Source organism: Sulfitobacter sp. D7 (assembly GCF_003611275.1).
Lineage (GTDB): Bacteria > Pseudomonadota > Alphaproteobacteria > Rhodobacterales > Rhodobacteraceae > Sulfitobacter > Sulfitobacter profundi.
The window spans coordinates 1,794,439-1,818,972 of sequence record NZ_CP020694.1 but is presented as its reverse complement, the minus strand read 5'-3'; the positions used below and the strand labels follow the sequence as shown (position 1 = coordinate 1,818,972).

Sequence of the window (24,534 nt, the reverse complement as noted above, 5' to 3'; positions counted from 1 at the left end):
CGCGAATTGCTTTACGATCTGCGCAAAGGCCGTCAGAGCATCTCGGGGGATCAGAGTGGCAAGAATTGACCGCTACATGCTGTCGCAACTTCTGGTTATGTTCGGCTTTTTCGCTCTGGTGCTTGTGGCGCTGTTCTGGATCAACCGGGCGGTGGTCCTTTTCGACCGTTTGATCGGCGATGGCCAATCTGCACTGGTGTTTTTGGAGTTCACGGCCCTTGGCCTGCCCAAGCTCATCGTCACCGTCCTGCCCATCGCGACCTTTGCCGCTTCGGTCTATGTGACCAACCGCATGTCGGGCGAATCTGAGTTGACCGTGCTGCAGGCCGCAGGCTCGGGCCCATGGCGGTTGGCTTGGCCTGTCTTTGTCTTCGGGCTGTGTGTGGCGGTGATGATGACGGTGCTCAGCCATTTTCTGGTGCCCATGGCGCAGGGTCAGTTGAAACAGCGCGAGGCTGAGATCTCGCGCAATCTCACCGCGCGGCTGCTGACAGAGGGGACTTTTCTACACCCTTCCGACGATGTGACCTTCTACACTCGGGCCATCGACAACGATGGAGTGCTGCGTGATGTTTTTCTGTCGGATCGGCGCAAGGCCAATGAGGGGGTGATCTATACCGCCGCCGAAGCCTATCTGGCGCGCAATGGCGATAGCACGACGCTGATCATGCTCAGCGGTATGGCGCAGCGGCTGGACACCGAACGCAACCGTTTGGCCACGGCCAAATTCCGCGACTTTTCCTTTGATATTTCTCCCTTGGTGAGCAGTGGCGATGCGATCGACCCGTCGGTCAGCGCCATGGTGACGCCCGATCTGCTTTGGAATTGGGGCGAGGTTGCGGCGCAAACCGACACCACAGCGGGCGTCGTCGCCGAAGAGCTGCATGGCCGTTTTGCGCAACCGCTGTTTTGCCTCGTCGCGGCGATGATCGGTTTTGCCACTTTGATCCTTGGCGGCTTTTCCCGTTTTGGCGTCTGGCGCGAGGCGGTGATCGCCTTTGGCCTGCTCATCGCCATTGACGGGCTGCGGGGCACGATGGTGGTGCAAATCCGTGAGACCGCGGCCCTTTGGCCGCTGGCCTACCTGCCCTCGCTTATCGGGGCCGTGCTGACGCTGGCAATGCTATGGCAGGCGGCACATCCGCGCTGGATAAGGCGGCGGCTACGTGGCAAAGGGGCGGCCGCATGATCCTCCATCTCTACTTCGCCCGCCGCTTTTTCATGAGCTTTCTCGTCATCACCGGCGTGCTGGCCGCCTTGGTGATGCTGGTCGATGGTGTGGATCAGGCCCGGCGCTTTGCCGATGATGATGTGGGCTGGGATCAGGTCTTGGGGATGACGCTGCTGCACATGCCGCAGACCATCAATATGATCCTGCCGCTGATCATGATCCTTGCCACGGTGGCGCTTTTCATCGGTCTTGCGCGGTCCTCGGAGTTGGTGGTGACCCGTGCCGCAGGCCGCTCTGCCCTGCGCGCGCTGGTGGCACCGGTGGTGGTGGCGCTGATCATCGGCACGTTGGCGGTGGCCTTTCTCAACCCCATCGTCGCCGCGACCAGTGAACGGGCCGAGCAACTGACCCAGAAATACCGCTCCAACGGTCGCTCGGCCCTGTCGGTGAGCGACGAGGGGCTTTGGCTGCGTCAGGGCACGGAAGAAGGCCAATCGGTCATTCGCGCGTGGCGCACCAACAGCGATGCCTCCGTTCTCTATAATGTGACGATCATCAGCTATGACGCCGAGAAAGGTCCGATCCGCCGGATCGAAGCCGAAAGCGCGCAGCTGAGCGGTGGCGACTGGGAATTGACCGGGGCCAAGATTTGGCCGCTGGAGGCCGGGGTGAACGCCGAAGGCGCCTCTGAAGAGCATGAGACCCTGACCATCCCCTCATCCCTGACCGTTGAGCGCATCCGCGAGAGCATTGGCCGGGTGGCTGCCGTGTCCATCTACGAGCTGCCAGAGTTCATCCGCCAGTTGGAACAGGCGGGTTTCAGCACGCGCCAGCATGAGGTCTGGTTGCAGGCCGAACTGGCGCGGCCCTTCTTTCTGGTCGCCATGGTTCTGGTTGCGAGCGCATTCACCATGCGCCATACCCGCTTTGGGGGGACCGGCGTTGCTGTGCTGGCCTCGATTTTGCTGGGGTTCGGTTTGTATTTCATTCGCAGTTTCGCACAGATCCTTGGCGAAAACGGCCAGATCCCCGTGATACTCGCCGCTTGGGCACCGCCCGTGGCCGCGATTTTTCTGGCGTTAGGCCTGCTTTTGCACGCGGAGGATGGCTGACATGCGCGCGGCCCTTGTTGGACTTGCCCTTACTTTTGCGCCCCTGACTTTCGCGCCGCTGACGGTCAGCGCACAGACCGCCCCGGCCAGCGACCGCCCCGCCGTTCTGGTGGCCGATCAGGTGTTCATTACCCGTGACAAGGTCTTGGTTGCGCAGGGAAATGTCGAAGCCTTCCAAGGTGAGACGCGGCTGCGCGCCACGGCGATCCGCTATGATCAGGCCACCGGCGCGCTCAGCATCGAAGGGCCAATTGTGCTGTCGGAGGGCGAGAATACCACGATCCTCGCCGATGCGGCCTCCCTCGATGCGGGGTTGCAATCGGGGCTGCTGCGCGGCGCGCGGATGATCCTTGAACAGCAATTGCAGCTCGCTGCCGTGCAGATCAACCGGGTCGAAGGGCGCTATAGTCAACTTTACAAAGCCGCCGTAACCTCTTGCAAAGTATGCGAAGATGGCGAAACGCCACTTTGGCAAATCCGCGCCAAACGGGTGGTGCATGACCAACTGGCCCAGCAGCTTTACTTTGACGAGGCGCAGTTTCGCATCAAAAACGTGCCCGTCGCCTATCTGCCGCGCCTGCGCCTGCCCGACCCGACATTGGACCGCGCAACCGGCTTTCTCGCCCCCTCGGTGCGCTCAACCTCGCAATTGGGCGTGGGGCTGAAACTGCCCTATTTCATCAAGATTGGCGATCACCGCGATCTGACGCTGACGCCCTATCTTTCCGCCGAAACCCGCACGCTTGAATTCCGCTACCGTCAGGCTTTCGTTTCTGGCCGGATCGACTTTGACGGCGCGATCACCGATGACGAATTGGAGCCGGGTGAAACCCGTGGCTACCTGTTTGGCACCGGCACCTTCGATCTGCGGCGGGACTACAAACTTTACTTCGGGATCGAGGTCACCAGCGACCGGTCCTACCTCAGTGACTACGGCTATTCCGACAAGGACCGCCTGACCAGCGAGTTGACCGTCAGCCGCGCGCGGCGGGATCAATATGTCCGGGCAAGCCTGCTGAACTACCAGTCGCTGCGCGATGGCGAAGACAATGATCTGTTGCCCAATCTGGTCTTGGACGGCGAACACCAGCGGCGCTATTTCCCCACGTCACTTGGCGGCGAAGTTCGTCTGACGCTTGAGGCCCATAGCCACCGCCGGGCCTCTGATCTCAGCACCGATGGCGACGGCGATGGCGAAGCAGACGGGCGCGATGTGTCGCGGCTCAATGGCGAGGCTGAATGGCTGCGGCGCTTTACCTTTGGCAACGGTCTGGTCACCGATCTCCGGGCCGGGGCGAGCTTTGGTCTGTTCAACATCGCGCAGGATGCCTTTTACAGTGAGCGGCACTACGACCTCGTCCCGCATGCCTCTGTTGCATTTCGCTACCCCATGCAGCGCCGCGAGGCGCGCGGTGTGGTGCAACAGTTCGAACCGATTGTGCAGTTCGGCTGGACCGGGGGGGACCGGCTCAATATCCCGAATGAGGAAAGCACGCTGGTCGAATATGACGAGGGCAACTTCTTGTCGCTCAGCCGCTTTCCGCGCCCCGACCGGCGTGAACGCGGTGCGGTCGCGGCTTTCGGTGTGAACTGGGCGCGGATTGATCCGACCGGTTTGGATACCAGCTTTTCTTTCGGGCAGGTCATCCGGGCCAAGGCCGATGATGCCTTCACCTTTAGCTCGGGGTTGCAGGGCACCCATTCCGATTTCCTGCTGGCCGGGCAATTGCGCAGCGACGACGGTTTGGCGCTCATTGGGCGCGGGTTGATCGATGATGATTTCGAAGTCGCCAAGGCTGAGCTGCGCGGCATCTGGGATTTCAAACGCGGGCAGATCGCGGGCAGCTATGTCTGGCTGCATGAAGACGCCGCAGAGGACCGCGACGAAGATGTGTCAGAGATCACCTTTGACGGCAGCTATTCGATCAACAGCCAATGGCAAGCTTCGGCCGAATGGCGGTTCGACCTCGCTGATGAACGCGCCGCGACGGCAGGTCTTGGCCTGAGCTACAACAATGAATGCGTGCAGGTCGACCTTTCCGTTAACCGCAGCTATTCATCCTCAACAAGTGTTGAGCCCTCAACGGATATCGGTTTTAACATCGGCCTCAGGGGCTTTGCCGCAAACACCGGAACAGAAAGATACGTACGCTCATGTGGGAAGTAACGAAACAGACAGTCCGTGCCGGGATCCGTGGCACTGCAGCGCTCGCCCTTGCGTTGGTCGTCGGCCAATCCGCAGCGGCGCAGAACCTTTTTGCGCCCGTGGCCCGTGTCAACGATGAGGTCATTACCGGTTACGAAGTCCAGCAGCGGCAGCGTTTCATGCAGCTGATCGGCGCACCGGGAACGGATACCAACAGCGTGATCGACAGTCTGATCGACGACCGGCTGCGCGGGCAAGTGCTTGACCAAGCCGGGCTCGAAGTCACGCCAGAGGGCATTCAATCCGGCATGTCCGAATTTGCCAGCCGCGCGGATCTGACGACCGAAGAATTTCTCAAGGTTCTGGGTCAGGCGCAGATCTCGGAAGAGACCTTTCGTGACTTCATCGTGATCAGCGCCGCGTGGCGTGATCTGATCCGCGCGCGCTATAATGGCCGCGTCGACATCACCGACGAAGAGGTCGACCGCGCCCTTGGCAGCAGCCGGGGCAACAATGGCCTGCGCGTGCTTTTGTCCGAGATCATCATCCCCGCCCCGCCGCAGAACGCCGATCAGGTGAATGCGCTGGCCGCGCGGATCGCGCAAAGCCGGACTGAGGCTGAGTTTTCCTCCTATGCGAGCCAATATTCCGCCACCGCCTCACGCGGGCGCGGCGGCAAGATGCCTTGGACCCCGCTTGAAAATCTGCCCGCCAGCCTGCGCCCGATCCTGCTGGCGCTTGCCCCCGGTGAGGTGACGGCCCCGCTGCCGATCCCCAACGCCGTGGCCCTGTTCCAGCTGCGCGGCATCGAAGAGACTGGCAAGCCCAGCGTTGAATATTCCGAGATTGACTACGCCGCCTATTACATCCCCGGTGGCCGGTCCGAGGCCGCCCTGTCGCGCGCGGCGCAGCTGCGCGGTCAGGTAGATCAATGTGATGACCTTTACGGTGTTGCCAAGGGCCAGCCCGCCAATGTGCTCGACCGCGGCTCAAAGGCACCGGCAGAGATTCCGCAGGACGTGGCCATCGAACTGGCCAAACTCGACCCCGGCGAAGTCTCGACCACGCTGACCCGTGCCAATGGGGAGACGTTGGTGTTCCTGATGCTGTGCAACCGCACCACGGCGGCCAATGCCGATGTGAACCGCGACGCGGTGGTAAGCTCAATCCGGCAGCGCAAGCTTGAGGGCTACGCCACGCAACTGTTGGAACAGGCCCGCGCCGAAGCCCGTATCACCCGCCAATGAGCGGCCCCTCCCGGCCGGTGGCCATCACCTGCGGTGAACCCGCAGGTATCGGCCCAGAGATCGCCGCCCGTGCTTGGGCGGCGCTTTCGTCTGACATCCCGATGTTCTGGATCGGCGACCCGCGCCACCTGCCCAAGGATGTGCCCCACCGTGTGATCGACAGTGCGGATGATGTGGGCTGGCCAAATGCCGATGCGCTGCCTGTGTTGCCTCACGCTTTTGACAGTGCCGCGCTCGCCGGGGTGCCGCAGCCCGGCCATGCGCAGGGGGTGATTGACGTGATCGCCCGCGCAGTCGATCTGGTGCAAACGGGGGCCGCTTGTGCCATCTGCACCGCGCCGATCCACAAGAAGGCGCTGCAGGACGGCGCGAATTTCGCCTACCCCGGCCATACCGAATATCTCGCAGCACTTGCTGGTGTCGACGACGTGGTGATGATGCTGGCCTCTGACCAGTTGCGCGTCGTGCCCGCCACGATCCACATCGCGTTGGATCAGGTGCCGCAGGCGCTGACAGCCGCGGGCCTGCGCCGCACGATTGAGATCACGGCGCAGGAATTGCAGAGCCGTTTCGGTGTTGAACGTCCGCGCATTGCTGTGGCCGGGCTGAACCCCCACGCGGGCGAAGGCGGCAGCATGGGGCAGCAAGAGATCGACTGGATCGCGCCGCTGATTATCGAAATGCAAGGCGAAGGCTATGCCCTGGCCGGGCCGCTGCCCGCCGATACGATGTTCCACGCCCGCGCCCGCGCAGGCTATGACGCGGCAGTAGCGATGTATCACGACCAAGCGCTGATCCCGATCAAGACGTTGGACTTTGACCGGGGGGTGAATGTGACGCTGGGGTTGCCTTTCGTGCGCACCTCCCCCGATCACGGCACCGCCTTTGACATCGCGGGCCAAGGGCGCGCCAACCCGACCAGCATGATCGAAGCGATCAAACTGGCATGGCAGATGGGCCAAAAAACATGAGTGCAATCGACAACCTTCCGCCGCTGCGCGAGGTGATCAACACCCACGAACTGGCCGCGCGGAAATCGCTGGGCCAGAACTTCCTGCTGGACCTGAACCTCACGGCCAAAATCGCGCGGCAAGCGGGGGATATGGCCGATTGCGACGTGCTGGAAATCGGCCCCGGCCCCGGTGGCCTCACCCGTGGGCTGCTGGCCGAGGGCGCGCGGCACGTGCTGGCGATCGAGAAGGACCGCCGCTGCCTGCCCGCGCTGGCCGAGGTGGCGGAATATTACCCCGGTCGCCTGACGGTGATCGAAGGCGACGCGCTGGAGATCGACCCGCTGAGCCATCTGACCCCGCCGATCCGCGTGGCCGCCAACCTGCCCTATAACGTCGGGACCGAGTTGCTGGTGCGCTGGCTCACCCCGCCTGAGTGGCCGCCGTTTTGGCAAAGCCTGACGCTGATGTTCCAACGCGAAGTGGCCGAGCGGATCGTCGCGACGCCCGGCTCCAAAGCCTATGGGCGGCTGGCCGTGCTGGCGCAATGGCGCAGCGATGCGCGTATCGTCATGCAATTGCCGCCGGGGGCTTTCACACCGCCGCCAAAGGTCTCGTCGAGTGTGGTGCATCTGACCGCCCTGCCCGAGCCGCGCTATCCGGCTGATCCCGCCGTGCTCAGCCGCGTGGTCGCGATGGCGTTCAATCAACGTCGCAAGATGCTGCGCTCGGCCCTCAAGGGCGCCGCGCCGGATATCGAAGATCGCCTTCACGCCGCCGGGCTGAAACCCACCGACCGGGCCGAGCAGGTGCCGCTAGAGGGCTTCTGCGCCCTTGCCCGTGAAATCGCCAAGGGGTGAAAATGTTCTACCGTCTATTGCTCGTCTGCACGCTGCTGCTGACGCTTTCCGCCTGTGCCTTGCCCCGCAACGGGCCACCACCACTGGGGACTGAGGCCGATATTTCGGCGCTGACCCGTGCCATTACAGAACTCTCGCCCAGTGTGGACCCGGCAGAGGCCGCCCGTGCAGCGCGGATCGCCTACCGTCATACCCATGAGCTGGCGATTGCCTATCAAATCACCGACCCGCCGCTGATCCATAACGTGAAGGTCAACAACGGCAGCAAGCCACGGGGCCTGTGTTGGCATTGGGCAGAGGATCTGGAGAAACGGCTGTTGGCCGAAGATTTCGCCACGCTCGACATGCACCGCGCCATCGCCAATGGCGACTCGCGATTGTTGCTGGATCATTCGACGGCCATCATCTCGGCGGCGGGTGCCCAGATGGAGGCAGGGCTTGTCCTTGATCCATGGCGGCAGGGCGGCGAGTTGTTCTGGTCGCCGGTCATGAGCGACCCGCGCTACGACTGGGAGCCGCGTGAAGAAGTGCTGCGGCGTAACGGGCGTGTCAGATATGTGCAGGCGGGGATGGAAGGGTAAGCCCACCCCGCGCGCCCTACCAATGGCCCACACGAAAAAGCCCCGCAATTTGCGGGGCTTTTGTTATTCTGCGGCTTTGGCAGTGTCGTTACCGTCGCCATCGCTGCCATTGTCCTGCGGCTGTGTCTCTGCCCCTTTCGGCTTGGGCTTGCGACGCGGAGCGCGTTTCGGCTTGGGCTTGCTCTCGGGCGTGTCGACCAGCGTGCTCTCTTCGCTGTTCGTTTCGGCCTCGGCTTGCTGCTGAGCGGGCTCTTGCTCGGGCTGTTTCTCCGCTTTTGGCTGATCGCCTTGCGGTTGGTTTCCCTGAGACTGATTGCCCTGAGGTTGATTTCCGCCCTGCTGCGCTTCGCGCTCCTGACGCTCTGCACGCTCGCGATCCCGCTCGGCTTGGCGCTCACGGTTCTGGCGCTCTTGCTCTTCGCGGCGCTGATCCACCTCGCGCTGCGCTTCGCTCAGCAGACGCAGATAATGCTCGGCGTGCTGTTGAAAGTTCTCGGCCGCAACACGGTCATTGCTCAACTGTGCATCGCGGGCCAGCTGGTTGTATTTCTCGATAACCTGCTGCGGCGTGCCGCGCACCTTACCCTCGGGGCCGGAGCTGTCAAAAACACGGTTGACGACATTGCCGCCGCCACCTTGCGACGAGCGTTTGCGGTTATTCTTCGACCGGGAGCGTGATCTGGGAGAATTCATGGAATGATGTCAGCCTTGTGTGCTGTGTGTCGTTCACCGGGGGGTGCAAAGCACGTCTTGAACCCGGCCTAAGCGATATGTTGGGCATAGTGCCGCGCGGGACCGCCTATGGCATCCACCGCTGCAACACCCCTGACTAACCATGCCAGACAGGCTTGGGCAAGAAGAAACTGCCGCTGAACCCGCCAAAGAGCCGTTTTTTCGCGATTTCACGCCGGTTTATCGGCTGAAACGACCCTTGGCCGCCCATCCAGATCATGCGCCAGCGTCACCCGTCCCCAGCCTGCGGCGGCAAAGATTTCCTGCACCGCTTCACCCTGTTGCCAGCCGATTTCGACCATGACCCGGCCTTCGGGCGTGAGATAGCCCTGCGCCTCGGCGGCGATGATGCGATAGATGCTCAGCCCGTCCTGCCCATCGGTCAGCGCCATCTCTGGCTCGTGCTGACGCAGTTCCGGAGAGACCGCTGCCATTTCATCGGCAGCCAGATAGGGTGGGTTCGACAAGATCAGATCAAAGCGCCCGTCAACGGCGCTGAACCAATCGGATTGACGGATGTCGGCCCGCTCGGCCACCCCATGCTGAACCGCATTGGCGCTGGCCTGAAGGCAGGCGGCTTCGGAAAGGTCAACGCCCAGCCCCGTCGCGCGCGCCCTTTCGGCCAGCAGGGTGACGAGGATACAGCCCGACCCGGTACCAAGGTCCAGAATGCGGGAGAAATCATTGCCGAGGGCCAGATCAATCAGGGTTTCCGTCTCTGGCCGCGGGTCAAGCACATCGCGGCTGATCGCAAAGTCGCGGCCATAGAATGCCCGCCGTCCAATGAGTTGTGAGACCGGTACCCGCACGGCCCGCAGGGCGATTAGCTGCTCAAAGCGTTCGGCGACCTCGGGGGCGATTTCCTCGGGCGCGATCAGGGTCACGCGGGCGGCATCCACGGCGGCGGCATGGGCCAACAAAAGCCGCGCATCCCGCGCCGGATCGGGCACGCCCGCCGCCCGGAGCCGCCCGGCCGCGGCGGCCATGGCTTGGGCCGCGGTCTGGGGGCTCACCCCTCCATCTCCGACAGTTGCCGCGCTTGGGCGTCGGCGGTCAGCGCATCGACGATCTCATCCAGATCGCCCTGCATCACGGCCTCAAGCCGGTACAGCGTTAGGTTGATCCGGTGATCGGTCATCCGCCCTTGGGGGAAATTATAGGTTCGGATTCGCTCGGACCGGTCTCCCGTGCCCACCTGCGCCGCGCGGTCGGCGGACCGTGCGCTGTCGATCCGGCTGCGCTCCATGTCATAGAGCCGCGCTTTGAGCACCTGCATTGCCTTGTCGCGGTTGCGGTGCTGGGATTTCTCGGATGAGGTCACCACGATCCCGGTTGGGATATGGGTGATGCGCACGGCGGAATCGGTGGTATTAACGTGCTGGCCGCCCGCACCCGAGGAGCGCATTGTATCGATCCGCAGGTCATTTGCGTTGATCTCGATATCCACGTCCTCGGCTTCGGGCAGCACCGCCACGGTGGCTGCCGAGGTATGGATACGCCCGCCGCTTTCGGTTGAGGGCACGCGCTGCACGCGGTGCACGCCGCTTTCAAATTTCAGGCGGGCGAAAACGTTTTGGCCAGTGATATGAGCGACGACTTCTTTGACGCCGCCCAATTCGGTCATCTGGCTTTCGATCAGGTCAAACCCCCAACCGCGCGCCTCTGCATAGCGCTGATACATGCGCAGCAAGTCGGCCGCGAATAGGGCCGCTTCGTCGCCGCCGGTGCCGGGGCGGATCTCTAGCATCGCGGGTTTTGCATCGGCCGCGTCGCGCGGCAGCAGCGCCAATTGAAGCGCGCCTTCAACCTCGGGCAGTCGGGCGCGTAGACGCGGCAATTCCTCGCGCGCAAGCTCGGCCATCTCGGGGTCTTTCAGCATCTCTTGGGCTTCTTCAAGGTCGCGCTGAAGCTGCTGGTAAAGGTCGATTTGATCCACCACGGGCTTCAAATCACTGTATTCTTTGGCGAGGGCTGCAAAATCGGCCCCATCGGAGCCAGCAGACATGCTGGCCTCCAAAAACTGGAAGCGTTGCGAGATTTGCGCGAGGCGGTGCATCGGGATCATGGGGTTCCTGTCGCTTATGCAAAAGCTTTGGTCAAGAGGCGGCTTATGCTATCATGGGCTATGAAACACATCTTGCCGCTCACCTGCCTTGTGGCCCTGACGGCCCTGCACCCTGCCCTTGCGGATGTCAAAGCGCCGGGCGGCAAGACGATTGATTGCTATTGCACCAACAGCACCGGCGCCCGTGTGGAACTGGGTGAAACTATCTGCCTACAGGTCGGTGGGCGCATGTTCATGGCGCAATGTCAGATGTCGCTCAACGTGCCGATGTGGCGCGAGGTGCAGCAAGGCTGCCTGTCATCGCGCCTCAATCTGAGCGAGCCAGCCGTTGACCCGTTTGGCGTTGACACCCAGATCTGACCGGCCAAAGCGCGAGCGGCCATAGACTTCCATGTAGCGCGGATCAGCGCCGTAGACGCCGATGGTGGTGAAATCTGGATAGCCCATCAATTTCGTGCGGGTGACATAGGTGACCTGCCCCTCGGCCAGTGATCCGGCGACGACCTCGGTACGCGGGGTCTGCATGATGGCACTATCAAGCTGCGCCAAAGTCTCTTGCCCGTCGCCGTCAACCGGTGCGCGCCAGATATAGCTGTTGGTGCCTTGGGTCTTGCCCATCTTTTGCCCTTCGGCCTGCGCATGCCAACGCGCGATATCGGTTGGCGCAAATCGGACATAGGCCACCAAGGCGACGAGGGCGATCACGATGATCCAGAACAGCATTTTAAGCACCTTTCAAAGGTCGGCGATTTGAGGCGACGCAGGTGGTCGCGGTGAGGTGGGCGGCCCCCAAGCCTGAGGGCTGCCCGATGAAGTTGTGGCCTTCGCTCACGCGGTTCTCATGCGGTGGCCCAGCAACGACAGAATCTCGGTCGCGACATGCGCGCCCGCGATCGCTGTCGCGCCTGTGGTGTCGAAGGGCGGAGAGACCTCAACCACGTCGCCGCCCATGATGTTGATCCCGGCCAGATCGCGCAGCATGATCGAGGTCTGCGCCGAGGTCAGCCCACCCCAGACCGGCGTGCCGGTGCCGGGGGCAAAGGCCGGATCAAGCGCGTCGATATCAAAGGTCAGATAGCAAGCTCGATCGCCAAGGACCTCTTTGATCTTGGCCACGGTCGCCTGCGGCCCCTTCTCATGCACCTCACGTGCGTCGATGATGTTGACGCCCATCGTGTCTTCGTTGGTGGTGCGGATGCCGACCTGCACGCTGGTCGCGGGATCGACGATACCGGACTTCACGGCCTTGTAGAACATGGTGCCGTGATCGATCCGGTCCATGTCGTCGTCGGCCCATGTATCGGTGTGAGCGTCGAACTGTAACAGGCTGATCGGCCCGTATTTTTCGGCATAGGCCTTGAGGATCGGGAAGGAGATATAGTGATCCCCGCCCAGCACGACCGAGGCCGCACCGGCATCCAGAATGGTCTTGATATGCGCAGTGAGTGCCGCCGGAAACTGGCTGACATGGCCATAGTCGAAAGCCAGATCGCCATAATCCGCGATGGCGAATTCGCTCAGCACGTCAAAGTCCCAGCCATAGGGCGCGTCGGGCGCTTGCAGCGCGCTCGCCTCGCGGATGGCGCGGGGGCCAAGGCGGGTGCCGGGGCGATTGGTCACCGCTTGGTCAAAGGGCACGCCGGTTACGGCAATGTCCACGCCGGTCAGATCTTTGGTGTATTTGCGTCGCAGGAAGGAGGTCGCACCGCCAAAGGTCAGCTCATAGCTCGGCCCTTTGAGGTCCTCGCGGGTAAAGGCCATATCCATCTGTTTGGCCGCGTCTTCCAGTGCCATTACTTGCCTCCTGCTGGCTGTGCCCGCTCAACGATGCGGGCGAAAAAGGATGCGCCGAGCGGCGCGATCTCGTCGTTGAAGTCGTATTCCGGATGGTGCAGCCCCGCGCCCTTACCGGTCCCGAGGAACAGATAGGCACCGGGGCGTTTTTCAAGCATAAAGCTGAAATCTTCCGCGCCCATTTCGCGGCCATAGTCGCCATACACGCGGTCCGCGCCCACCACTTCGCTTGCCGCCGCGATCGCGGTTTCGGTCTTGGCGGGATCGTTGACCGTGGCGGGATAGCCGACCTCATAGACCAGCTCTGCTGAAACGTCATAGCTTGCCGCCTGCCCGTCCACGATCTGCTGCATGCGGCGCATCACCATCTCCTGCACCTCGCGGTCAAAGGTGCGCACGGTTCCGTTGATATAAGCGGTCTCAGGAATGATGTTATCGGCGCTGCCGGTGTGGATTTGCGTGACCGAGACCACCAAATCCTGCGAGGCGAGATGATTGCGGCTGACGATGGTCTGGATCGCTGTGGCGATGCCGCAGGCCGCCACCACAGGATCGCGGGTGTCATGGGGCATCGCGCCATGGCCGCCTTTGCCCTTGATGTGAATGTGAAACTCGTCCACCGCTGCCATGAACGGCCCCGGGGTGGTGAAAAACGCACCTTCGTCCAACCCGGGCATGTTGTGGATGCCGTAGACCTGCGCGATGTCGAACCGCTCCATGATGCCTTCGTCGACCATGATACCAGCGCCGCCGCTGGCCTCCTCAGCAGGTTGAAAGATTAGCGCCACCCGGCCCGAAAAATTGCGTGTTTCGGCCAAATAACGCGCGGCGCCCAGCAACATCGTGGTATGCCCGTCATGCCCGCAGGCGTGCATTTTGCCCATGCGGGTGCTGGCGTAGTCCTTGCCTGTCGCTTCATGTATGGGCAGAGCATCCATATCGGCGCGCAGGCCGATTGTCGGCCCTGCGCCTTGTCCGTTGATGATGGCAACCAGACCGGTTGTCGCGATGCCTTCGTGCAGTTCATCGACGCCAAATTCCCGCAGCCGTTCGGCGACAAAGGCGGCAGTCTCATGACATTCCAGATCCAACTCGGGGATCGTATGCAAATGGCGCCGCCACGCTGTCATATCCTCCGCAAAGGCGTTGATGCGGTTTACCACGGGCATGGGCTGGACTCCTTGGGGTTGGTTTGGTCAGGGTGCATCTGACACCAGACATACGGGGCCTGCAATGCCGGACGACACAAAAGCCGATCTCATTCACGATTCCGATGCTGGCATTGAACGGCTGCTGGAAATCATGCGCCGCCTGCGCGATCCCGAGACGGGCTGTCCCTGGGATATCGAGCAGGATTTCGACAGTATCGCCCCCTATACCATTGAAGAGGCATATGAAGTTGCCGATGCCATTGCCCACCGCGATTGGGCGGAACTTGAGGGCGAACTGGGCGATCTGCTGCTGCAATCGGTCTATCACACGGCCATGGGCGAAGAAGCGGGGCATTTCACCTTTCAATCTGTGGTGCGCAACATCAGCGATAAGATGGTGGCGCGCCACCCGCATGTCTTTGGCGACGAATCCCGCGACAAGAGCGCCGAACAGCAAACCGCCGATTGGGAAAAGATCAAAGCCGCAGAGCGCGCTGGCAAAGCACAGGGCGGCACGCTGGACGGGGTGGCGATTGGCCTGCCCGCTTTGTTGCGCGCGATGAAATTGCAAAAACGCGCAGCGCGGGTCGGCTTTGATTGGCCCGAGACGACACAGGTGCTGGACAAAATCACCGAAGAGGCCGCCGAATTGGTCGAGGCGAAAGATACGCTTTCGCAGGCCGAGGTTGAGGAGGAATACGGCGATCTGCTGTTTGTGATGGCCAATCTCGGCCGCCACCTTGGGCTTGATCCCGAAGCCGCCCTGCGCGCTGCAAACGCCAAATTCACCCGCCGGTTTGAAGGGATTGAAACGCGGCTCGCGGCCATGGGCAAAACCCCGCAAGACAGTGATCTGTCTGAGATGGATGCGCTTTGGGATGCCGTGAAACTGGCGGAACGCGGCTAATCGCCGGGCCTGCGGCTGGACAAAGACATGAGCCTCCGGCAAGGCTCTGCCCCAAGCAATTTGACGAAAGTAAGCCCATGACCCCGCGCAAAATCATCATCGACACCGACCCCGGACAGGACGACGCCGTCGCGATCCTCCTTGCGCTGGCCAGCCCCGAAGAGATCGACGTGCTGGGCATCACCTGTGTCGCGGGCAACGTGCCACTGGAGCTGACCTCGAAAAACGCGCGCATCGTCTGCGAATTGGCGGGGCACCGGGATGTAAACGTCTTTGCCGGTTGCGACCGCCCGCTGGGCCGTGACTTGGTGACGGCAGAACATGTGCACGGCAAGACCGGCCTTGATGGCCCCGACCTGCCCGACCCCACCATGCCGCTGGCCGAGGGGCATGGCGTCGATTTCATCATCGAACAGATCCGTGCCCATCCCGCAGGCAGCGTGACCCTCTGCCCCTTGGGCCCGCTCACCAATATTGCGACCGCCCTGCAAAAGGCGCCCGATATCGCCGAGAGGGTGCAAGAGATCGTGTTGATGGGCGGTGGCTATTTCGAAGGGGGCAATATTACCCCCACGGCGGAGTTCAACATCTACGTCGACCCGCAAGCCGCTGACATCGTGTTTAAATCAGGTATTCCCATCGTCGTGATGCCGCTGGACGTGACCCATAAGGCCCTGGTCACCAAACCGCGCAACGATGCCTTCCGCGCGATTGGCACGCCGGTGGGTGTCGCCGTGGCCGAAATGACCGATTTCTTCGAGCGGTTCGACAAAGAGAAATACGGCTCCGAAGGCGCGCCGTTGCATGACCCTTGCGTCACCGCCTATCTAATCAACCCCGATCTGTTCAAAGGTCGCCATATCAACGTCGAGATCGAGACTGTGTCTGAACTGACCATGGGCATGACCGTAGCCGATTGGTGGGGCGTGACAGACCGCGCGCCCAACGCGCTTTTCGTGGGCGACCTTGATGCCGATGGGTTCTTTGCGCTGCTTACCGAAAGGCTGGCCCGTCTATGAGCGCACATCTCACCCTCGGCGCGCCTGAGCATCTTGATAAATTAGTCGGGCTGGTCACGGCCTTTCACGCCGAAGCGGGCATTGAGATGACCGACGAGCAGCGCCGCAACGGATTGGCGCCGCTGCTGGAGGGGATCCCCCATGGGGCCGCCTATCTGATCGGCCCGCCCCGCGCGCCGATTGGCTATGTGGTGATCTGTTTCGGCTGGTCGGTTGAATTCGGCGGGCTGGACGCCATCATTGATGAAATCTACGTCCGTCCCGGCGTGCGGGGGCGCGGCATTGCCTCGGAAGCGCTGATCGCTCTGCCACGGGCGCTTGCCGCAGGCGGGTTGCGCGCCATCCATCTTGAGGTGGACCGCACCAATAAAGCGGCGCTCAAAGTCTATACCCGTGCGGGCTTCCGCCCCCGCGAGGATTACATGCTTATGTCTCGGAAACTGTGATGCGTATTCCCTTTGATAACAGCTATGCCACCCTGCCCGACGGGTTCTTTACCCGGCTCGACCCGACGCCGGTAAAAGAGCCCAAGCTCTTGGCATGGAACGACGATCTGGCGGCGTCGCTGGAAATCGAAGGCGGCGATGCAAAGACCCGCGCGCAGGTTTTCGGCGGCAATCAGGTGCCCGCAGGGGCGGCCCCCTTGGCGCAGCTTTACGCCGGGCATCAGTTCGGCAATTTCAACCCGCAGCTTGGCGATGGCCGTGCGATCCTGCTGGGCGAGGTCGTCGACAGCGTCGGCAAGCGCCGTGACATTCAGCTCAAAGGCTCCGGCCCGACGCCCTATTCGCGTATGGGCGATGGCCGCGCTTGGGTTGGGCCGGTGCTGCGCGAATATCTAATCAGCGAGGCGATGCATGCGCTCGGCGTGCCGACCACCCGCGCTCTGGCTGCTGTCGCCACAGGCGAGCCGATCCTGCGCGAAAGCGGCCCTCTGCCCGGCGCCATCGTCACCCGCGTCGCCGCAAGCCATCTGCGCGTCGGCACCTTTCAAGTCTTTGCCCATCGCGGAGAGACGGAGGCGCTCAAAACCCTCACCGACTATGCCATTGCGCGGCATTATCCCGATGCCGAGGGTCCGCTTGACCTTCTGCGCGCGGTCTGTGCCGCGCAGGCAGAGCTGGTGGCGCAGTGGATGTCCTTCGGCTTTATCCACGGGGTGATGAACACCGATAATTGCAGCATCTCGGGCGAGACGATCGACTATGGCCCCTGCGCCTTTATGGATGCCTTTCATCAGGGCCGTGTGTTCAGTTCCATCGACCGGCAGGGCCGATATGCCTACGGCAATCAACCGCAGATCGTTGTGTGGAACATGGCGCAGCTTGCGACCTCGCTTTTACAGCAGATGGACGACAAAGAGACCGCCGTCGAAGACGCCACCGAAATCGTACATGACTTGCCCGAGTTGGTCGAAGCCGCATGGCTGCGGCGTTTTGCGGCCAAACTCGGAATTTCCAATCCTCGACCCGAGGATGTGGATCTGATCAACGAACTGCTGAGCCTGATGCAAACGGACGGCTCGGATTTCACCAACACGTTCCGCGCCCTTGGGACCGATCAAGCGCGTGATCACTTTACCAACGGCGATGCCTTTGACGCATGGGCCGAAAACTGGCGCAGCCGGATCAAGGATGAGCCGGACCCGCAGGCGGTCATGCAGGCGGCGAACCCCGCCGTGATCCCGCGCAACCACCGGATTGAGCAGATGATCGAAGCCGCCGTTGCGGGCGACATGGCCCCGTTCGAGCGGTTGATGACAGCGCTGGCGACGCCCTTTGAAGAGACCGATCCCGAGCTTCAGCGCCCGCCGACCGAAGATGAGATCGTCCCGGCGACCTTCTGCGGGACCTGAAGCCTAGCGCACTCGGGGTTTGCGGTTGATCAGGTGGATCCCTGTCGCCACCAGCAGCAGGGCGAACCAAACGGTGAGCCCGGTGTCTTGCGACAGGATCAGCCAGCCTAAAAGCACCGCTAAGACCGCAGCCACGCGGGTCGGATAAGTCAATGGCGCGCTGTGGTTGTCACAGCACGCCATTGGGTCGTTCAACATTCTAAATGTCGGCTTAGGCTGCCTGCTGGCCGCCCGGCTTCCCGCCGCCGCCACCGCGCCGACGGCGACGACCACCGCTTGGCTTGCCAGCGCCTTCGCCCCCGCCGCCGCCACCGGGACGACCACCGCCGCCACCGGGACGGCCACCGCGCCCACGGCCACGGCCTTTGGGTTTGGACGGCTCATCAATCACTTCCCACGGACGGCCCGAAGCCACAGGGATCGAGATGCCCATGGTCTTTTGGATCGCTTTCAACTCGCCCATTTCATCCGGTGCGCAGAAGGCCACGGCAGCGCCGTCCTTGCCCGCCCGCGCGGTCCGACCGATCCGGTGCACATAGTTGTCAGGCACGTTCGGCAGCTCGAAGTTATAGACGTGCTTCACATCCGGGATATCCAGACCACGGGCCGCCACATCGGTGGCCACCAGCACAGTGATGTCGCCATTTTTGAAACCCGCAATCGCGCGGTCACGCTGGCCTTGGCTTTTGTTGCCGTGGATCGAAGCGGCGTCGAAACCGGCTTTCACCAGCGTCTTCATCAGCTTTTCCGAGCCATGCTTTGTACGGCCAAAGACCAATGCGCGCTCGCCTTTATGCTTGGCCAAAAGCTCTTTCAGCAGTTCGGTCTTTTCGGCCTTGGCGATGAAGTGCACCTCTTGCGTCACCTTATCCGCCGCCTTGCCCGGAGGCGAGACTTCGATGCGGATCGGGCTGCTAAGATAGCTGTTGGCGATCTCGTTCATCAGCTTGGGCATGGTCGCCGAGAACAGCATCGTCTGACGCTCTTTCGGGATCAGGTTCGAGATTTTTCGCAGGTCATGGATGAACCCCATGTCGAGCATCTGGTCGGCCTCATCCAGCACGAGGAAGGTCGTGGTGTCGAGCTTGACCGCGCGGCGGTCCAGCAGGTCCAGCAGACGGCCCGGCGTGGCGATCAACAGATCGACACCGCGCTCCAGACGCTTGATCTGCGTGTTGATCGACTGACCGCCGACAACCATCGCCACTTTGATCGGCGTGCCTTCGGCATAGCCGCGCAGGTTCACGGCGATCTGTTGGGCCAGCTCGCGTGTCGGGGCCAAGACAAGCCCGCGCACGGAGCGCGGCGCGGGGCGGCCTTCAAGCTCCATCATCTGCGCGATAAGCGGCACACCAAAGGCCGCCGTCTTGCCGGTGCCGGTCTGGGCAAGGCCCATCACGTCGCGGCCATTCATGGCTTGGGGGATTGCTTGTCGTTGGATCGGGGTCGGATCTTTCAGACCCATTTCATTCAACCGGGCCACCAAGTTCTTTGGCAGGCCCATCATGTCAAAATCGCTCATTCGTTCACTTTCCGGCACGCAAGAGCGCGCACCATCCTTAGTCGCCGCGCCCAATTCAGGCGCCACGGGGTCGCGCAAGCCAGATCGCGGGCGCAGGCCACATGCCTCACACCCGTCTGTCGCGCTTGGCCCCACGCGTGATTTTGGGAACATCGGCGGGCCTTGTCGTCAGCGTCCAGAGGCCCCTTATGGGACTTGGCGCTGATACTGCTCACGCGGCAGAAGGCTTCGCTTGACCCCCACATGGGCGGTGCGCGGGCAAAAGTCAACCGGCGGGGTTCAATTGCGGTGGCGTCTGACCGCGCTAGAATGTTAGGAACGTGGTCCGACGGACGAAGGGCGAAACGATGCGCAACCCGATCATCAAACGGTGCGAGGCCATGGGCCTGCGCATGACAGGTCAACGCCGGGTCATCGCGCAGGTAATTCACGACAGTGACGACCACCCCGATGCCGAGGAATTGCTGGCCCGCGCCACTGAGATCGACAGCGGCATCTCTATCGCCACGGTTTACCGCACGGTGAAACTGTTCGAAGAGGCAGGCATCCTCGACAAGTTAGAATTCGGCGATGGCCGGGCGCGCTATGAAGATGCGCAGCGCGAACATCACGACCACCTGATCGACGTGAATTCCGGCGAGGTGATTGAGTTCGTCGACGCAGAAATCGAAGAGCTTCAGGAACGTATCGCGCGTAAATTGGGTTACAAACTGCAGGGGCACCGGATGGAACTTTACGGTGTGCCAATCAAGAAGGATGACCCATGACCGACCGTGACCGCCCGCTTCTGGCCGTGTTAATCGACGCCGACAATGTCCCGGCCAAACATGCCGCGGCCATCATGCGGGAGGTCACAACCATCGGAGAGCCCGCCCTGCGCCGCGTCTATGGCGATTGGTCGAATGACCACCTCAAAGGATGGAAGGCGCCGATCCGCGAGTTGGGCTTGGTGGCCCATCAGGAAACCGCCAACACCAAGGGCAAAAACGCCAGCGACATCGGTCTGGTCATTCAGGCGATGGACATTCTGCATAGCCGCCGCTTCGATATCATCGTGATCGTCTCGTCCGACAGTGACTTCACCGCGCTGGTGAACCGTCTGCGCGAAGATGGGGTGACGGTGATCGGCATCGGCGAAAAGAAGACCCACGATTCGCTGCGCAACGTCTATAACCGCTTCATTCTAATTGAAAACCTCGACGGCGCGGAGCCGGATACAACGTCCCGCGCCAGCGCCAAAGTGGCCGACGCCCTGCCCCTGTTCAAAGCCGCGATGGATAAGATCGACACTGAGGACGATTGGTACAATCTCGGCCAGATCGGCCAGACGATACAGGCTGCGCATCCGGATTTTGACAGCCGGACATACGGCCATGGCAAACTGAGCGCCTTGGCGGCTGATCTGAAGGCATTGGAAACCCGAAAGACAGGCAATCGGCTGATGGTGCGGCTGAAACCTTAACGCCTGCGTATCACTCGGCGGGACGCTTTTCTCGGCGGGAGACGCGCGACAGCATGGCGGGCAACAGCACGCTCAGCACCACCAGCCGCATGATGTGGCAGGCGGCGACAAACCCCGGCACCACGGCCAGCACCGCGCCAAGCGCGATCATCGTCTCAAGCCCACCGGGCGCGAAAGCCACCAACACATGGCCCAGCGGCATGCCGAGCGCCCAAGCCACAGGCACAGCACCCAGCCCCGCCAGCCCGACGGCCACGCCGGTAATCGCCAGCCCCGCGCCAAGCCCGCTGACAAACCGCGCGGGCGTGATCCCAGAGAACCGCGTGCCGATCAGGCAGCCCAGCACCAGATAGGCGATAAGGGTCAGCCAACCCGGCAGCACCCCGGTCTCCAACTTGGTCAGATGCGCGATGGCAGAGACCACCATCGCCCCCATCAAAAGTGGTGCGGGCACCGAAAGCCGGGCAAAGATCAGCCCTACAACCACGGCCGCAAAGATCATCACGAAGATTGAGAGCACCTCCATCCCCGCGCCCGCCGGGGCGATATTGCCGGTCATATCGACGCCCATCAGCAAAGCGGCAAAAGGCACGACAATGGTCAATGCCAAAAGCCGGACCGACTGGGTGATCGAAATCCGCGGCACGTCAGAGCCTCCGTCGCTGGCAATCGCCATGACGAAACTCAGATGCCCCGGAGCCGAGGCCAGAAGCGCGGAACGCGCGTCGAAACCGAAATACCGCGCCAGCATCCAGCGGCAGACAGCCATAATCCCCCAGATCACCCCCGTCATAAATACAAAGGCCAGCGGCCAGCGCACCATGGCGTTGACCGCATCTTGGTTAAATCCCGCGCCGACAGCGATGCCCAGCACCACGAAACAGGCATCCCGCAGCCGCGGGTCGACCGCCGTGCGCAGACCGGCCAGCCCCAGACCACTCACCGCGATCACCGGCCCCAGCAGCATATAGACAGGGGCGTTGAGCCACCAAAACAGCAGCGCGCCAAGACCCCCTGTGGCAAGGGTCAGCAGGGTGTCACGCGGGGCAAGGGAAAGGCTGGGCCATCTCATGCATGATGGCTAGCACCCTGCCTTAGCGGGCGCCAGAGCCACACGCATGACGCGCATTTTGGGCTCTTGCCCTTTCATCGCAAAAGGTTCATGGGCGATTGGCAATATCCGGTGTGAAAGGGCGATAACATGGACAATCTGCGCGGCGCGATGCTGATGGTGCTGGCCATGGCCGGTTTCGCCATTGAGGATATGTTCGTCAAACTGACGAGCGATGCCCTCCCCGTGGGGCAGATCATCGCGCTGTTGGGCGCGGGCGGCGGGGCGATCTTTGCCGTGATCCTGCGCATTCAGGGGCGGCGGTTGTTCTCTGCGGATATGCTCACCGGGCCGATCCTGCTGCGCGCCGTGGGTGAGGTGCTGGGCACCCTTTGTTTCGTGACTGCCATCGTGCTGACGCCGCTTTCCTCGGCCTCCGCAATTTTGCAGGCGACCCCGCTGGCCGTGACCCTTGGTGCGGCGCTGTTTCTGGGGGAACCCGTCGGCTGGCGCCGTTGGAGCGCGATTGTCGTGGGTTTCCTCGGCGTGCTGCTGATCGTCCGGCCGGGGTTAGAGGGGTTCAACGCGCTGTCGCTCTTTGCCGTGGCAGGTGTCATCGGCCTTGCGCTTCGCGATCTGGCGACCCGTAAAGTCCCCAAAAGCATCAGTTCCATGCAGCTTAGCTTTCTTGCCTTTATCGTGCTGGTCCCGGCGGGCCTGATCCTGATGCTGGCCGCTGGCACCCCCGCCGCCATGCCCGGCGGGGCCGAGGTGGTCTATCTTGCCGCCGCGATGGTGATCGGTGTGATGGCCTATTACGCCATCGTGGCCGCCATGCGCGTGGGCGAAGTCAGCTTCGTCACGCCCTTTCGTTACATGCGGATGCTATTCGCGTTGGTCGCGGGGATCGTGGTCTTTGACGAATCCCCCGACACGCTGACGCTGGTGGGGGCCGCAATCATCATCGCCTCGGGGGTCTATACCCTGCTGCGCGAACACAAAATCACCCCCCGGCCCCGCCGCGGTCTTTCCAAGCCGGGCCTGCCGGGGTAAACCGCTGCAAACCCGAACATGAGGACAAAGCCCATGAGCACGATCATCGACATCCACGCCCGCGAAATCCTCGACAGCCGGGGCAACCCGACGGTCGAAGTCGACGTTATCCTCGAAGACGGCACAATGGGCCGCGCAGCGGTTCCTTCCGGTGCCTCCACAGGCGCCTATGAAGCGAACGAACGCCGCGATGGCGACAAGTCCCGCTACATGGGCAAAGGTGTGTTGGAAGCCTGCGCCGCCGTCAACGGCGAGATCGCAGAGGCGCTGGTCGGGATCGACGCGACCGAGCAGGTTGAGATCGACGAGATGATGATCGAACTCGACGGAACCGAGAACAAATCCCGCCTTGGTGCAAATGCGATTCTGGGTGTGTCGATGGCCGCCGCCAAGGCCGCCGCAGACTACTGCGCGCAGCCGCTCTACCGCTATATCGGCGGCACCACTGCCCGCGTTCTGCCCGTGCCGATGATGAACATCATCAATGGTGGCGAACATGCCGACAACCCGATCGACATTCAGGAATTCATGATCATGCCGGTCGCCGCGGAGAACATCCGCGAAGCCGTGCGCATGGGCGCCGAAGTCTTTCACACGCTGAAAAAAGAACTTTCCGCCGCGGGTCTGTCGACCGGGATTGGCGACGAAGGTGGTTTTGCCCCGAACATCAGCTCGTCGCGCGATGCGCTTGATTTCATTTTGAAGTCGATCGAAAAAGCAGGCTACAAGCCCGGCGAAGACATGTACCTCGCCCTCGATTGTGCGGCGACGGAATACTACAAAGACGGCAAATATGTCCTCTCCGGTGAGGGCAAGACCCTGTCGAGCGAAGAGAACGCCGACTATCTGGCAGCCCTCGTGAACGACTATCCGATCATCTCCATCGAAGACGGCATGGCCGAAGACGATTGGGAGGGCTGGAAGGCGCTGACAGATGTCTTGGGCGGCAAGGTGCAATTGGTGGGCGACGATCTCTTCGTGACCAATCCCGCGCGTCTGTCCGACGGCATCAAACGCGGCTGCGCCAACTCCATGCTGGTGAAGGTCAACCAGATCGGCACCCTGACCGAGACCCTCAAGGCTGTCGATATCGCGCATCGCGCGGGGTACACCAACGTCATGTCGCACCGCTCGGGCGAGACTGAGGATGCCACCATCGCAGACCTTGCCGTGGCGACAAACTGCGGTCAGATCAAAACCGGCTCGCTCGCGCGTTCCGACAGACTGGCCAAGTACAACCAGTTGATCCGTATCGAGGAAATGCTGGGCGAGACCGCGCAATACGCGGGCCGCTCGATCCTGCGCGGCTGATGTCTAAAGTTGATATTCGTCCTGTCACCACCGCTGCGGATCTCGCGGCGGTGGTTGAACTTTGCTGGGCCTACCGTGACTTTCTTTACACTTTCGCCCCGACCGAGCGGCGGATTGTCGAGACCTTCTATCCGCAAGACAAATACAGCGCTCTGATGGCCCGTCTGGCCGATGAACACGCCCGCCCGCGCGGCATCATTCTGTTGGCCGAGCGGGACGGCATCCCTCTGGGCTGCGGCATGTCCCATGCGCTGAGCGATACCGAGAGCGAGATCAAGCGCGTCTTCATGACGGATGCCGCCCGTGGCACCGGCGCGGGCCGCGCGATCTGCCAAAGGCTGATAGATCAGGCGCGGGAGGATGGGTTTGAGAAGGTCTATCTCGACACGTCCATCGCCTTTGCCCCTGCCCGCGCGCTCTATGCCTCGCTTGGGTTTATTGAGCGGGGGCCCTACCAGCCAATGCCTGATTTCGCCCGTAAGGCGATCTGCTTTTATGAGCTGCCGCTGACCGACATCCCGGCAAGCGCCGGACCTACCTGAACG

At 62.2% G+C, this 24,534-nt stretch carries 26 protein-coding genes; 17 read left to right on the top strand and 9 right to left on the bottom strand.

Translation table 11 applies throughout. From position 1 onward, the window contains the following. Window positions 1–55: 55 nt before the first annotated feature. From lptF to B5M07_RS08750, 7 genes are read left to right on the top strand one after another with little or no spacing between them, the layout of a single operon-like run. The gene (gene lptF, locus B5M07_RS08780; protein WP_120351027.1) at window positions 56–1,189 is read left to right on the top strand and encodes an LPS export ABC transporter permease LptF; all 1,134 of its coding nucleotides are present in this window, start codon (window positions 56–58) and stop codon (window positions 1,187–1,189) included. Further along, window positions 1,186–2,283, top strand: coding sequence for an LPS export ABC transporter permease LptG (gene lptG, locus B5M07_RS08775; RefSeq protein ID WP_120351026.1), 1,098 nt, complete (start codon window positions 1,186–1,188; stop codon window positions 2,281–2,283). Before lptF ends, lptG begins: the two co-directional genes overlap by 4 nt. Window position 2,284: 1 nt before the next feature. Further along, window positions 2,285–4,450, top strand: coding sequence for an LPS-assembly protein LptD (locus tag B5M07_RS08770; protein ID WP_120351025.1), 2,166 nt, complete (start codon window positions 2,285–2,287; stop codon window positions 4,448–4,450). Beyond that, window positions 4,438–5,676: a peptidylprolyl isomerase gene (locus B5M07_RS08765; RefSeq protein WP_120351024.1), complete on the top strand. Its 1,239-nt coding sequence runs from the start codon at window positions 4,438–4,440 to the stop codon at window positions 5,674–5,676. The genes B5M07_RS08770 and B5M07_RS08765 overlap by 13 nt, the downstream gene beginning before the upstream one ends. Continuing rightward, the gene (pdxA, locus tag B5M07_RS08760) at window positions 5,673–6,647 is read left to right on the top strand and encodes a 4-hydroxythreonine-4-phosphate dehydrogenase PdxA (protein ID WP_120351023.1); all 975 of its coding nucleotides are present in this window, start codon (window positions 5,673–5,675) and stop codon (window positions 6,645–6,647) included. The genes B5M07_RS08765 and pdxA overlap by 4 nt, the downstream gene beginning before the upstream one ends. Further along, window positions 6,644–7,486 carry a 16S rRNA (adenine(1518)-N(6)/adenine(1519)-N(6))-dimethyltransferase RsmA gene (rsmA, locus tag B5M07_RS08755; RefSeq protein WP_120351022.1) on the top strand — a complete coding sequence of 281 codons (843 nt, stop codon included), beginning with the start codon at window positions 6,644–6,646 and terminating at the stop codon, window positions 7,484–7,486. Before pdxA ends, rsmA begins: the two co-directional genes overlap by 4 nt. A 2-nt stretch (window positions 7,487–7,488) precedes the next feature. Then, on the top strand, window positions 7,489–8,067 hold the full coding sequence (locus B5M07_RS08750) for a hypothetical protein (RefSeq protein WP_120351021.1): 579 nt from the start codon (window positions 7,489–7,491) through the stop codon (window positions 8,065–8,067). A gap of 63 nt (window positions 8,068–8,130) precedes the next feature. Here B5M07_RS08750 and B5M07_RS08745 read toward each other — a convergent pair whose 3' ends face one another. The 3 genes from B5M07_RS08745 to prfA all read right to left on the bottom strand — a co-directional run bounded on the left by B5M07_RS08745 (window position 8,131) and on the right by prfA (window position 10,864). Further along, window positions 8,131–8,760, bottom strand: coding sequence for a DUF4167 domain-containing protein (locus B5M07_RS08745; protein ID WP_120351020.1), 630 nt, complete (start codon window positions 8,758–8,760; stop codon window positions 8,131–8,133). A gap of 209 nt (window positions 8,761–8,969) precedes the next feature. After that, on the bottom strand, window positions 8,970–9,812 hold the full coding sequence (prmC, locus tag B5M07_RS08740) for a peptide chain release factor N(5)-glutamine methyltransferase (RefSeq protein WP_067629029.1): 843 nt from the start codon (window positions 9,810–9,812) through the stop codon (window positions 8,970–8,972). After that, window positions 9,809–10,864, bottom strand: coding sequence for a peptide chain release factor 1 (gene prfA, locus B5M07_RS08735; protein ID WP_120351019.1), 1,056 nt, complete (start codon window positions 10,862–10,864; stop codon window positions 9,809–9,811). The genes prmC and prfA overlap by 4 nt, the downstream gene beginning before the upstream one ends. Window positions 10,865–10,924: 60 nt before the next feature. On the opposite strand from prfA, the gene B5M07_RS08730 reads away from it, so the two are divergent. Continuing rightward, complete coding sequence (locus tag B5M07_RS08730) at window positions 10,925–11,224, top strand: hypothetical protein (protein ID WP_120351018.1); 300 nt, start codon at window positions 10,925–10,927, stop codon at window positions 11,222–11,224. Here B5M07_RS08730 and B5M07_RS08725 read toward each other — a convergent pair. The 3 genes from B5M07_RS08725 to B5M07_RS08715 all read right to left on the bottom strand — a co-directional run bounded on the left by B5M07_RS08725 (window position 11,162) and on the right by B5M07_RS08715 (window position 13,827). Next, complete coding sequence (locus tag B5M07_RS08725) at window positions 11,162–11,587, bottom strand: DUF1499 domain-containing protein (protein WP_120351017.1); 426 nt, start codon at window positions 11,585–11,587, stop codon at window positions 11,162–11,164. The two genes, B5M07_RS08730 and B5M07_RS08725, sit on opposite strands and share 63 nt — an antisense overlap. Before the next feature lie 105 nt (window positions 11,588–11,692). Further along, on the bottom strand, window positions 11,693–12,658 hold the full coding sequence (gene speB / locus B5M07_RS08720) for an agmatinase (RefSeq protein WP_120351016.1): 966 nt from the start codon (window positions 12,656–12,658) through the stop codon (window positions 11,693–11,695). After that, a complete protein-coding gene (locus B5M07_RS08715) occupies window positions 12,658–13,827 on the bottom strand; it encodes a M20 aminoacylase family protein (RefSeq protein ID WP_120351015.1) in 1,170 nt (389 codons plus the stop codon). The genes speB and B5M07_RS08715 overlap by 1 nt, the downstream gene beginning before the upstream one ends. Window positions 13,828–13,891: 64 nt before the next feature. On the opposite strand from B5M07_RS08715, the gene mazG reads away from it, so the two are divergent. The 4 genes from mazG to B5M07_RS08695 all read left to right on the top strand — a co-directional run bounded on the left by mazG (window position 13,892) and on the right by B5M07_RS08695 (window position 17,590). Then, the gene (mazG, locus tag B5M07_RS08710) at window positions 13,892–14,716 is read left to right on the top strand and encodes a nucleoside triphosphate pyrophosphohydrolase (protein WP_120351014.1); all 825 of its coding nucleotides are present in this window, start codon (window positions 13,892–13,894) and stop codon (window positions 14,714–14,716) included. A 77-nt stretch (window positions 14,717–14,793) separates the two neighbouring features. Next, entirely contained in the window at window positions 14,794–15,735 is a 942-nt protein-coding gene (locus B5M07_RS08705; RefSeq protein WP_120351013.1) for a nucleoside hydrolase, read from the top strand. Then, window positions 15,732–16,181: a GNAT family N-acetyltransferase gene (locus B5M07_RS08700; protein ID WP_067629022.1), complete on the top strand. Its 450-nt coding sequence runs from the start codon at window positions 15,732–15,734 to the stop codon at window positions 16,179–16,181. The genes B5M07_RS08705 and B5M07_RS08700 overlap by 4 nt, the downstream gene beginning before the upstream one ends. Next, entirely contained in the window at window positions 16,181–17,590 is a 1,410-nt protein-coding gene (locus B5M07_RS08695; protein ID WP_120351012.1) for a protein adenylyltransferase SelO, read from the top strand. Before B5M07_RS08700 ends, B5M07_RS08695 begins: the two co-directional genes overlap by 1 nt. Before the next feature lie 3 nt (window positions 17,591–17,593). Here the strand turns inward: B5M07_RS08695 and B5M07_RS08690 are convergent, their stop codons facing one another. Next, a complete protein-coding gene (locus B5M07_RS08690) occupies window positions 17,594–17,788 on the bottom strand; it encodes a hypothetical protein (protein WP_205570850.1) in 195 nt (64 codons plus the stop codon). A 13-nt stretch (window positions 17,789–17,801) separates the two neighbouring features. Then, window positions 17,802–19,112 carry a DEAD/DEAH box helicase gene (locus tag B5M07_RS08685; protein ID WP_120351011.1) on the bottom strand — a complete coding sequence of 437 codons (1,311 nt, stop codon included), beginning with the start codon at window positions 19,110–19,112 and terminating at the stop codon, window positions 17,802–17,804. Window positions 19,113–19,459: 347 nt separating this feature from the next. Here B5M07_RS08685 and B5M07_RS08680 point away from each other — a divergent pair, with 347 nt between their 5' ends. Together B5M07_RS08680 and B5M07_RS08675 are read left to right on the top strand one after the other, a co-directional pair. Then, the gene (locus tag B5M07_RS08680) at window positions 19,460–19,879 is read left to right on the top strand and encodes a Fur family transcriptional regulator (protein ID WP_067629018.1); all 420 of its coding nucleotides are present in this window, start codon (window positions 19,460–19,462) and stop codon (window positions 19,877–19,879) included. After that, window positions 19,876–20,574 carry an NYN domain-containing protein gene (locus tag B5M07_RS08675; protein ID WP_120351010.1) on the top strand — a complete coding sequence of 233 codons (699 nt, stop codon included), beginning with the start codon at window positions 19,876–19,878 and terminating at the stop codon, window positions 20,572–20,574. Before B5M07_RS08680 ends, B5M07_RS08675 begins: the two co-directional genes overlap by 4 nt. A gap of 10 nt (window positions 20,575–20,584) precedes the next feature. On the opposite strand, the gene B5M07_RS08670 is transcribed toward B5M07_RS08675, so the two are convergent. Beyond that, window positions 20,585–21,646 (bottom strand): AbrB family transcriptional regulator, encoded by a 1,062-nt coding sequence (locus B5M07_RS08670; RefSeq protein WP_120351009.1) that lies wholly within the window; start codon window positions 21,644–21,646, stop codon window positions 20,585–20,587. Window positions 21,647–21,775: 129 nt separating this feature from the next. On the opposite strand from B5M07_RS08670, the gene B5M07_RS08665 reads away from it, so the two are divergent. The 3 genes from B5M07_RS08665 to B5M07_RS08655 are packed head-to-tail and all read left to right on the top strand — an operon-like array spanning window position 21,776 to window position 24,531. Further along, entirely contained in the window at window positions 21,776–22,678 is a 903-nt protein-coding gene (locus tag B5M07_RS08665) for a DMT family transporter (protein WP_120351008.1), read from the top strand. 33 nt (window positions 22,679–22,711) lie between these two features. Further along, window positions 22,712–23,989 carry a phosphopyruvate hydratase gene (eno, locus tag B5M07_RS08660; protein ID WP_120351007.1) on the top strand — a complete coding sequence of 426 codons (1,278 nt, stop codon included), beginning with the start codon at window positions 22,712–22,714 and terminating at the stop codon, window positions 23,987–23,989. Beyond that, window positions 23,989–24,531 carry a GNAT family N-acetyltransferase gene (locus B5M07_RS08655; RefSeq protein WP_120351006.1) on the top strand — a complete coding sequence of 181 codons (543 nt, stop codon included), beginning with the start codon at window positions 23,989–23,991 and terminating at the stop codon, window positions 24,529–24,531. Before eno ends, B5M07_RS08655 begins: the two co-directional genes overlap by 1 nt. Window positions 24,532–24,534: the final 3 nt, after the last annotated feature.

Coding starts and splice junctions, on each gene's coding strand:
- speB (WP_120351016.1), bottom strand. CDS start 12,658: ATGGCACTGGAAGACGCGGCCAAACAGATGGATATGGCCTTTACCCGC.
- B5M07_RS08700 (WP_067629022.1), top strand. CDS start 15,732: ATGAGCGCACATCTCACCCTCGGCGCGCCTGAGCATCTTGATAAATTA.
- B5M07_RS08765 (WP_120351024.1), top strand. CDS start 4,438: ATGTGGGAAGTAACGAAACAGACAGTCCGTGCCGGGATCCGTGGCACT.
- B5M07_RS08685 (WP_120351011.1), bottom strand. CDS start 19,112: ATGAGCGATTTTGACATGATGGGCCTGCCAAAGAACTTGGTGGCCCGG.
- B5M07_RS08750 (WP_120351021.1), top strand. CDS start 7,489: ATGTTCTACCGTCTATTGCTCGTCTGCACGCTGCTGCTGACGCTTTCC.
- B5M07_RS08690 (WP_205570850.1), bottom strand. CDS start 17,788: ATGTTGAACGACCCAATGGCGTGCTGTGACAACCACAGCGCGCCATTG.
- B5M07_RS08770 (WP_120351025.1), top strand. CDS start 2,285: ATGCGCGCGGCCCTTGTTGGACTTGCCCTTACTTTTGCGCCCCTGACT.
- B5M07_RS08655 (WP_120351006.1), top strand. CDS start 23,989: ATGTCTAAAGTTGATATTCGTCCTGTCACCACCGCTGCGGATCTCGCG.
- rsmA (WP_120351022.1), top strand. CDS start 6,644: ATGAGTGCAATCGACAACCTTCCGCCGCTGCGCGAGGTGATCAACACC.
- B5M07_RS08725 (WP_120351017.1), bottom strand. CDS start 11,587: ATGCTGTTCTGGATCATCGTGATCGCCCTCGTCGCCTTGGTGGCCTAT.
- B5M07_RS08665 (WP_120351008.1), top strand. CDS start 21,776: ATGGACAATCTGCGCGGCGCGATGCTGATGGTGCTGGCCATGGCCGGT.
- B5M07_RS08745 (WP_120351020.1), bottom strand. CDS start 8,760: ATGAATTCTCCCAGATCACGCTCCCGGTCGAAGAATAACCGCAAACGC.
- B5M07_RS08680 (WP_067629018.1), top strand. CDS start 19,460: ATGCGCAACCCGATCATCAAACGGTGCGAGGCCATGGGCCTGCGCATG.
- B5M07_RS08715 (WP_120351015.1), bottom strand. CDS start 13,827: ATGCCCGTGGTAAACCGCATCAACGCCTTTGCGGAGGATATGACAGCG.
- mazG (WP_120351014.1), top strand. CDS start 13,892: ATGCCGGACGACACAAAAGCCGATCTCATTCACGATTCCGATGCTGGC.
- pdxA (WP_120351023.1), top strand. CDS start 5,673: ATGAGCGGCCCCTCCCGGCCGGTGGCCATCACCTGCGGTGAACCCGCA.
- eno (WP_120351007.1), top strand. CDS start 22,712: ATGAGCACGATCATCGACATCCACGCCCGCGAAATCCTCGACAGCCGG.
- prfA (WP_120351019.1), bottom strand. CDS start 10,864: ATGATCCCGATGCACCGCCTCGCGCAAATCTCGCAACGCTTCCAGTTT.
- B5M07_RS08670 (WP_120351009.1), bottom strand. CDS start 21,646: ATGAGATGGCCCAGCCTTTCCCTTGCCCCGCGTGACACCCTGCTGACC.
- B5M07_RS08730 (WP_120351018.1), top strand. CDS start 10,925: ATGAAACACATCTTGCCGCTCACCTGCCTTGTGGCCCTGACGGCCCTG.
- B5M07_RS08705 (WP_120351013.1), top strand. CDS start 14,794: ATGACCCCGCGCAAAATCATCATCGACACCGACCCCGGACAGGACGAC.
- B5M07_RS08695 (WP_120351012.1), top strand. CDS start 16,181: ATGCGTATTCCCTTTGATAACAGCTATGCCACCCTGCCCGACGGGTTC.
- B5M07_RS08675 (WP_120351010.1), top strand. CDS start 19,876: ATGACCGACCGTGACCGCCCGCTTCTGGCCGTGTTAATCGACGCCGAC.
- lptG (WP_120351026.1), top strand. CDS start 1,186: ATGATCCTCCATCTCTACTTCGCCCGCCGCTTTTTCATGAGCTTTCTC.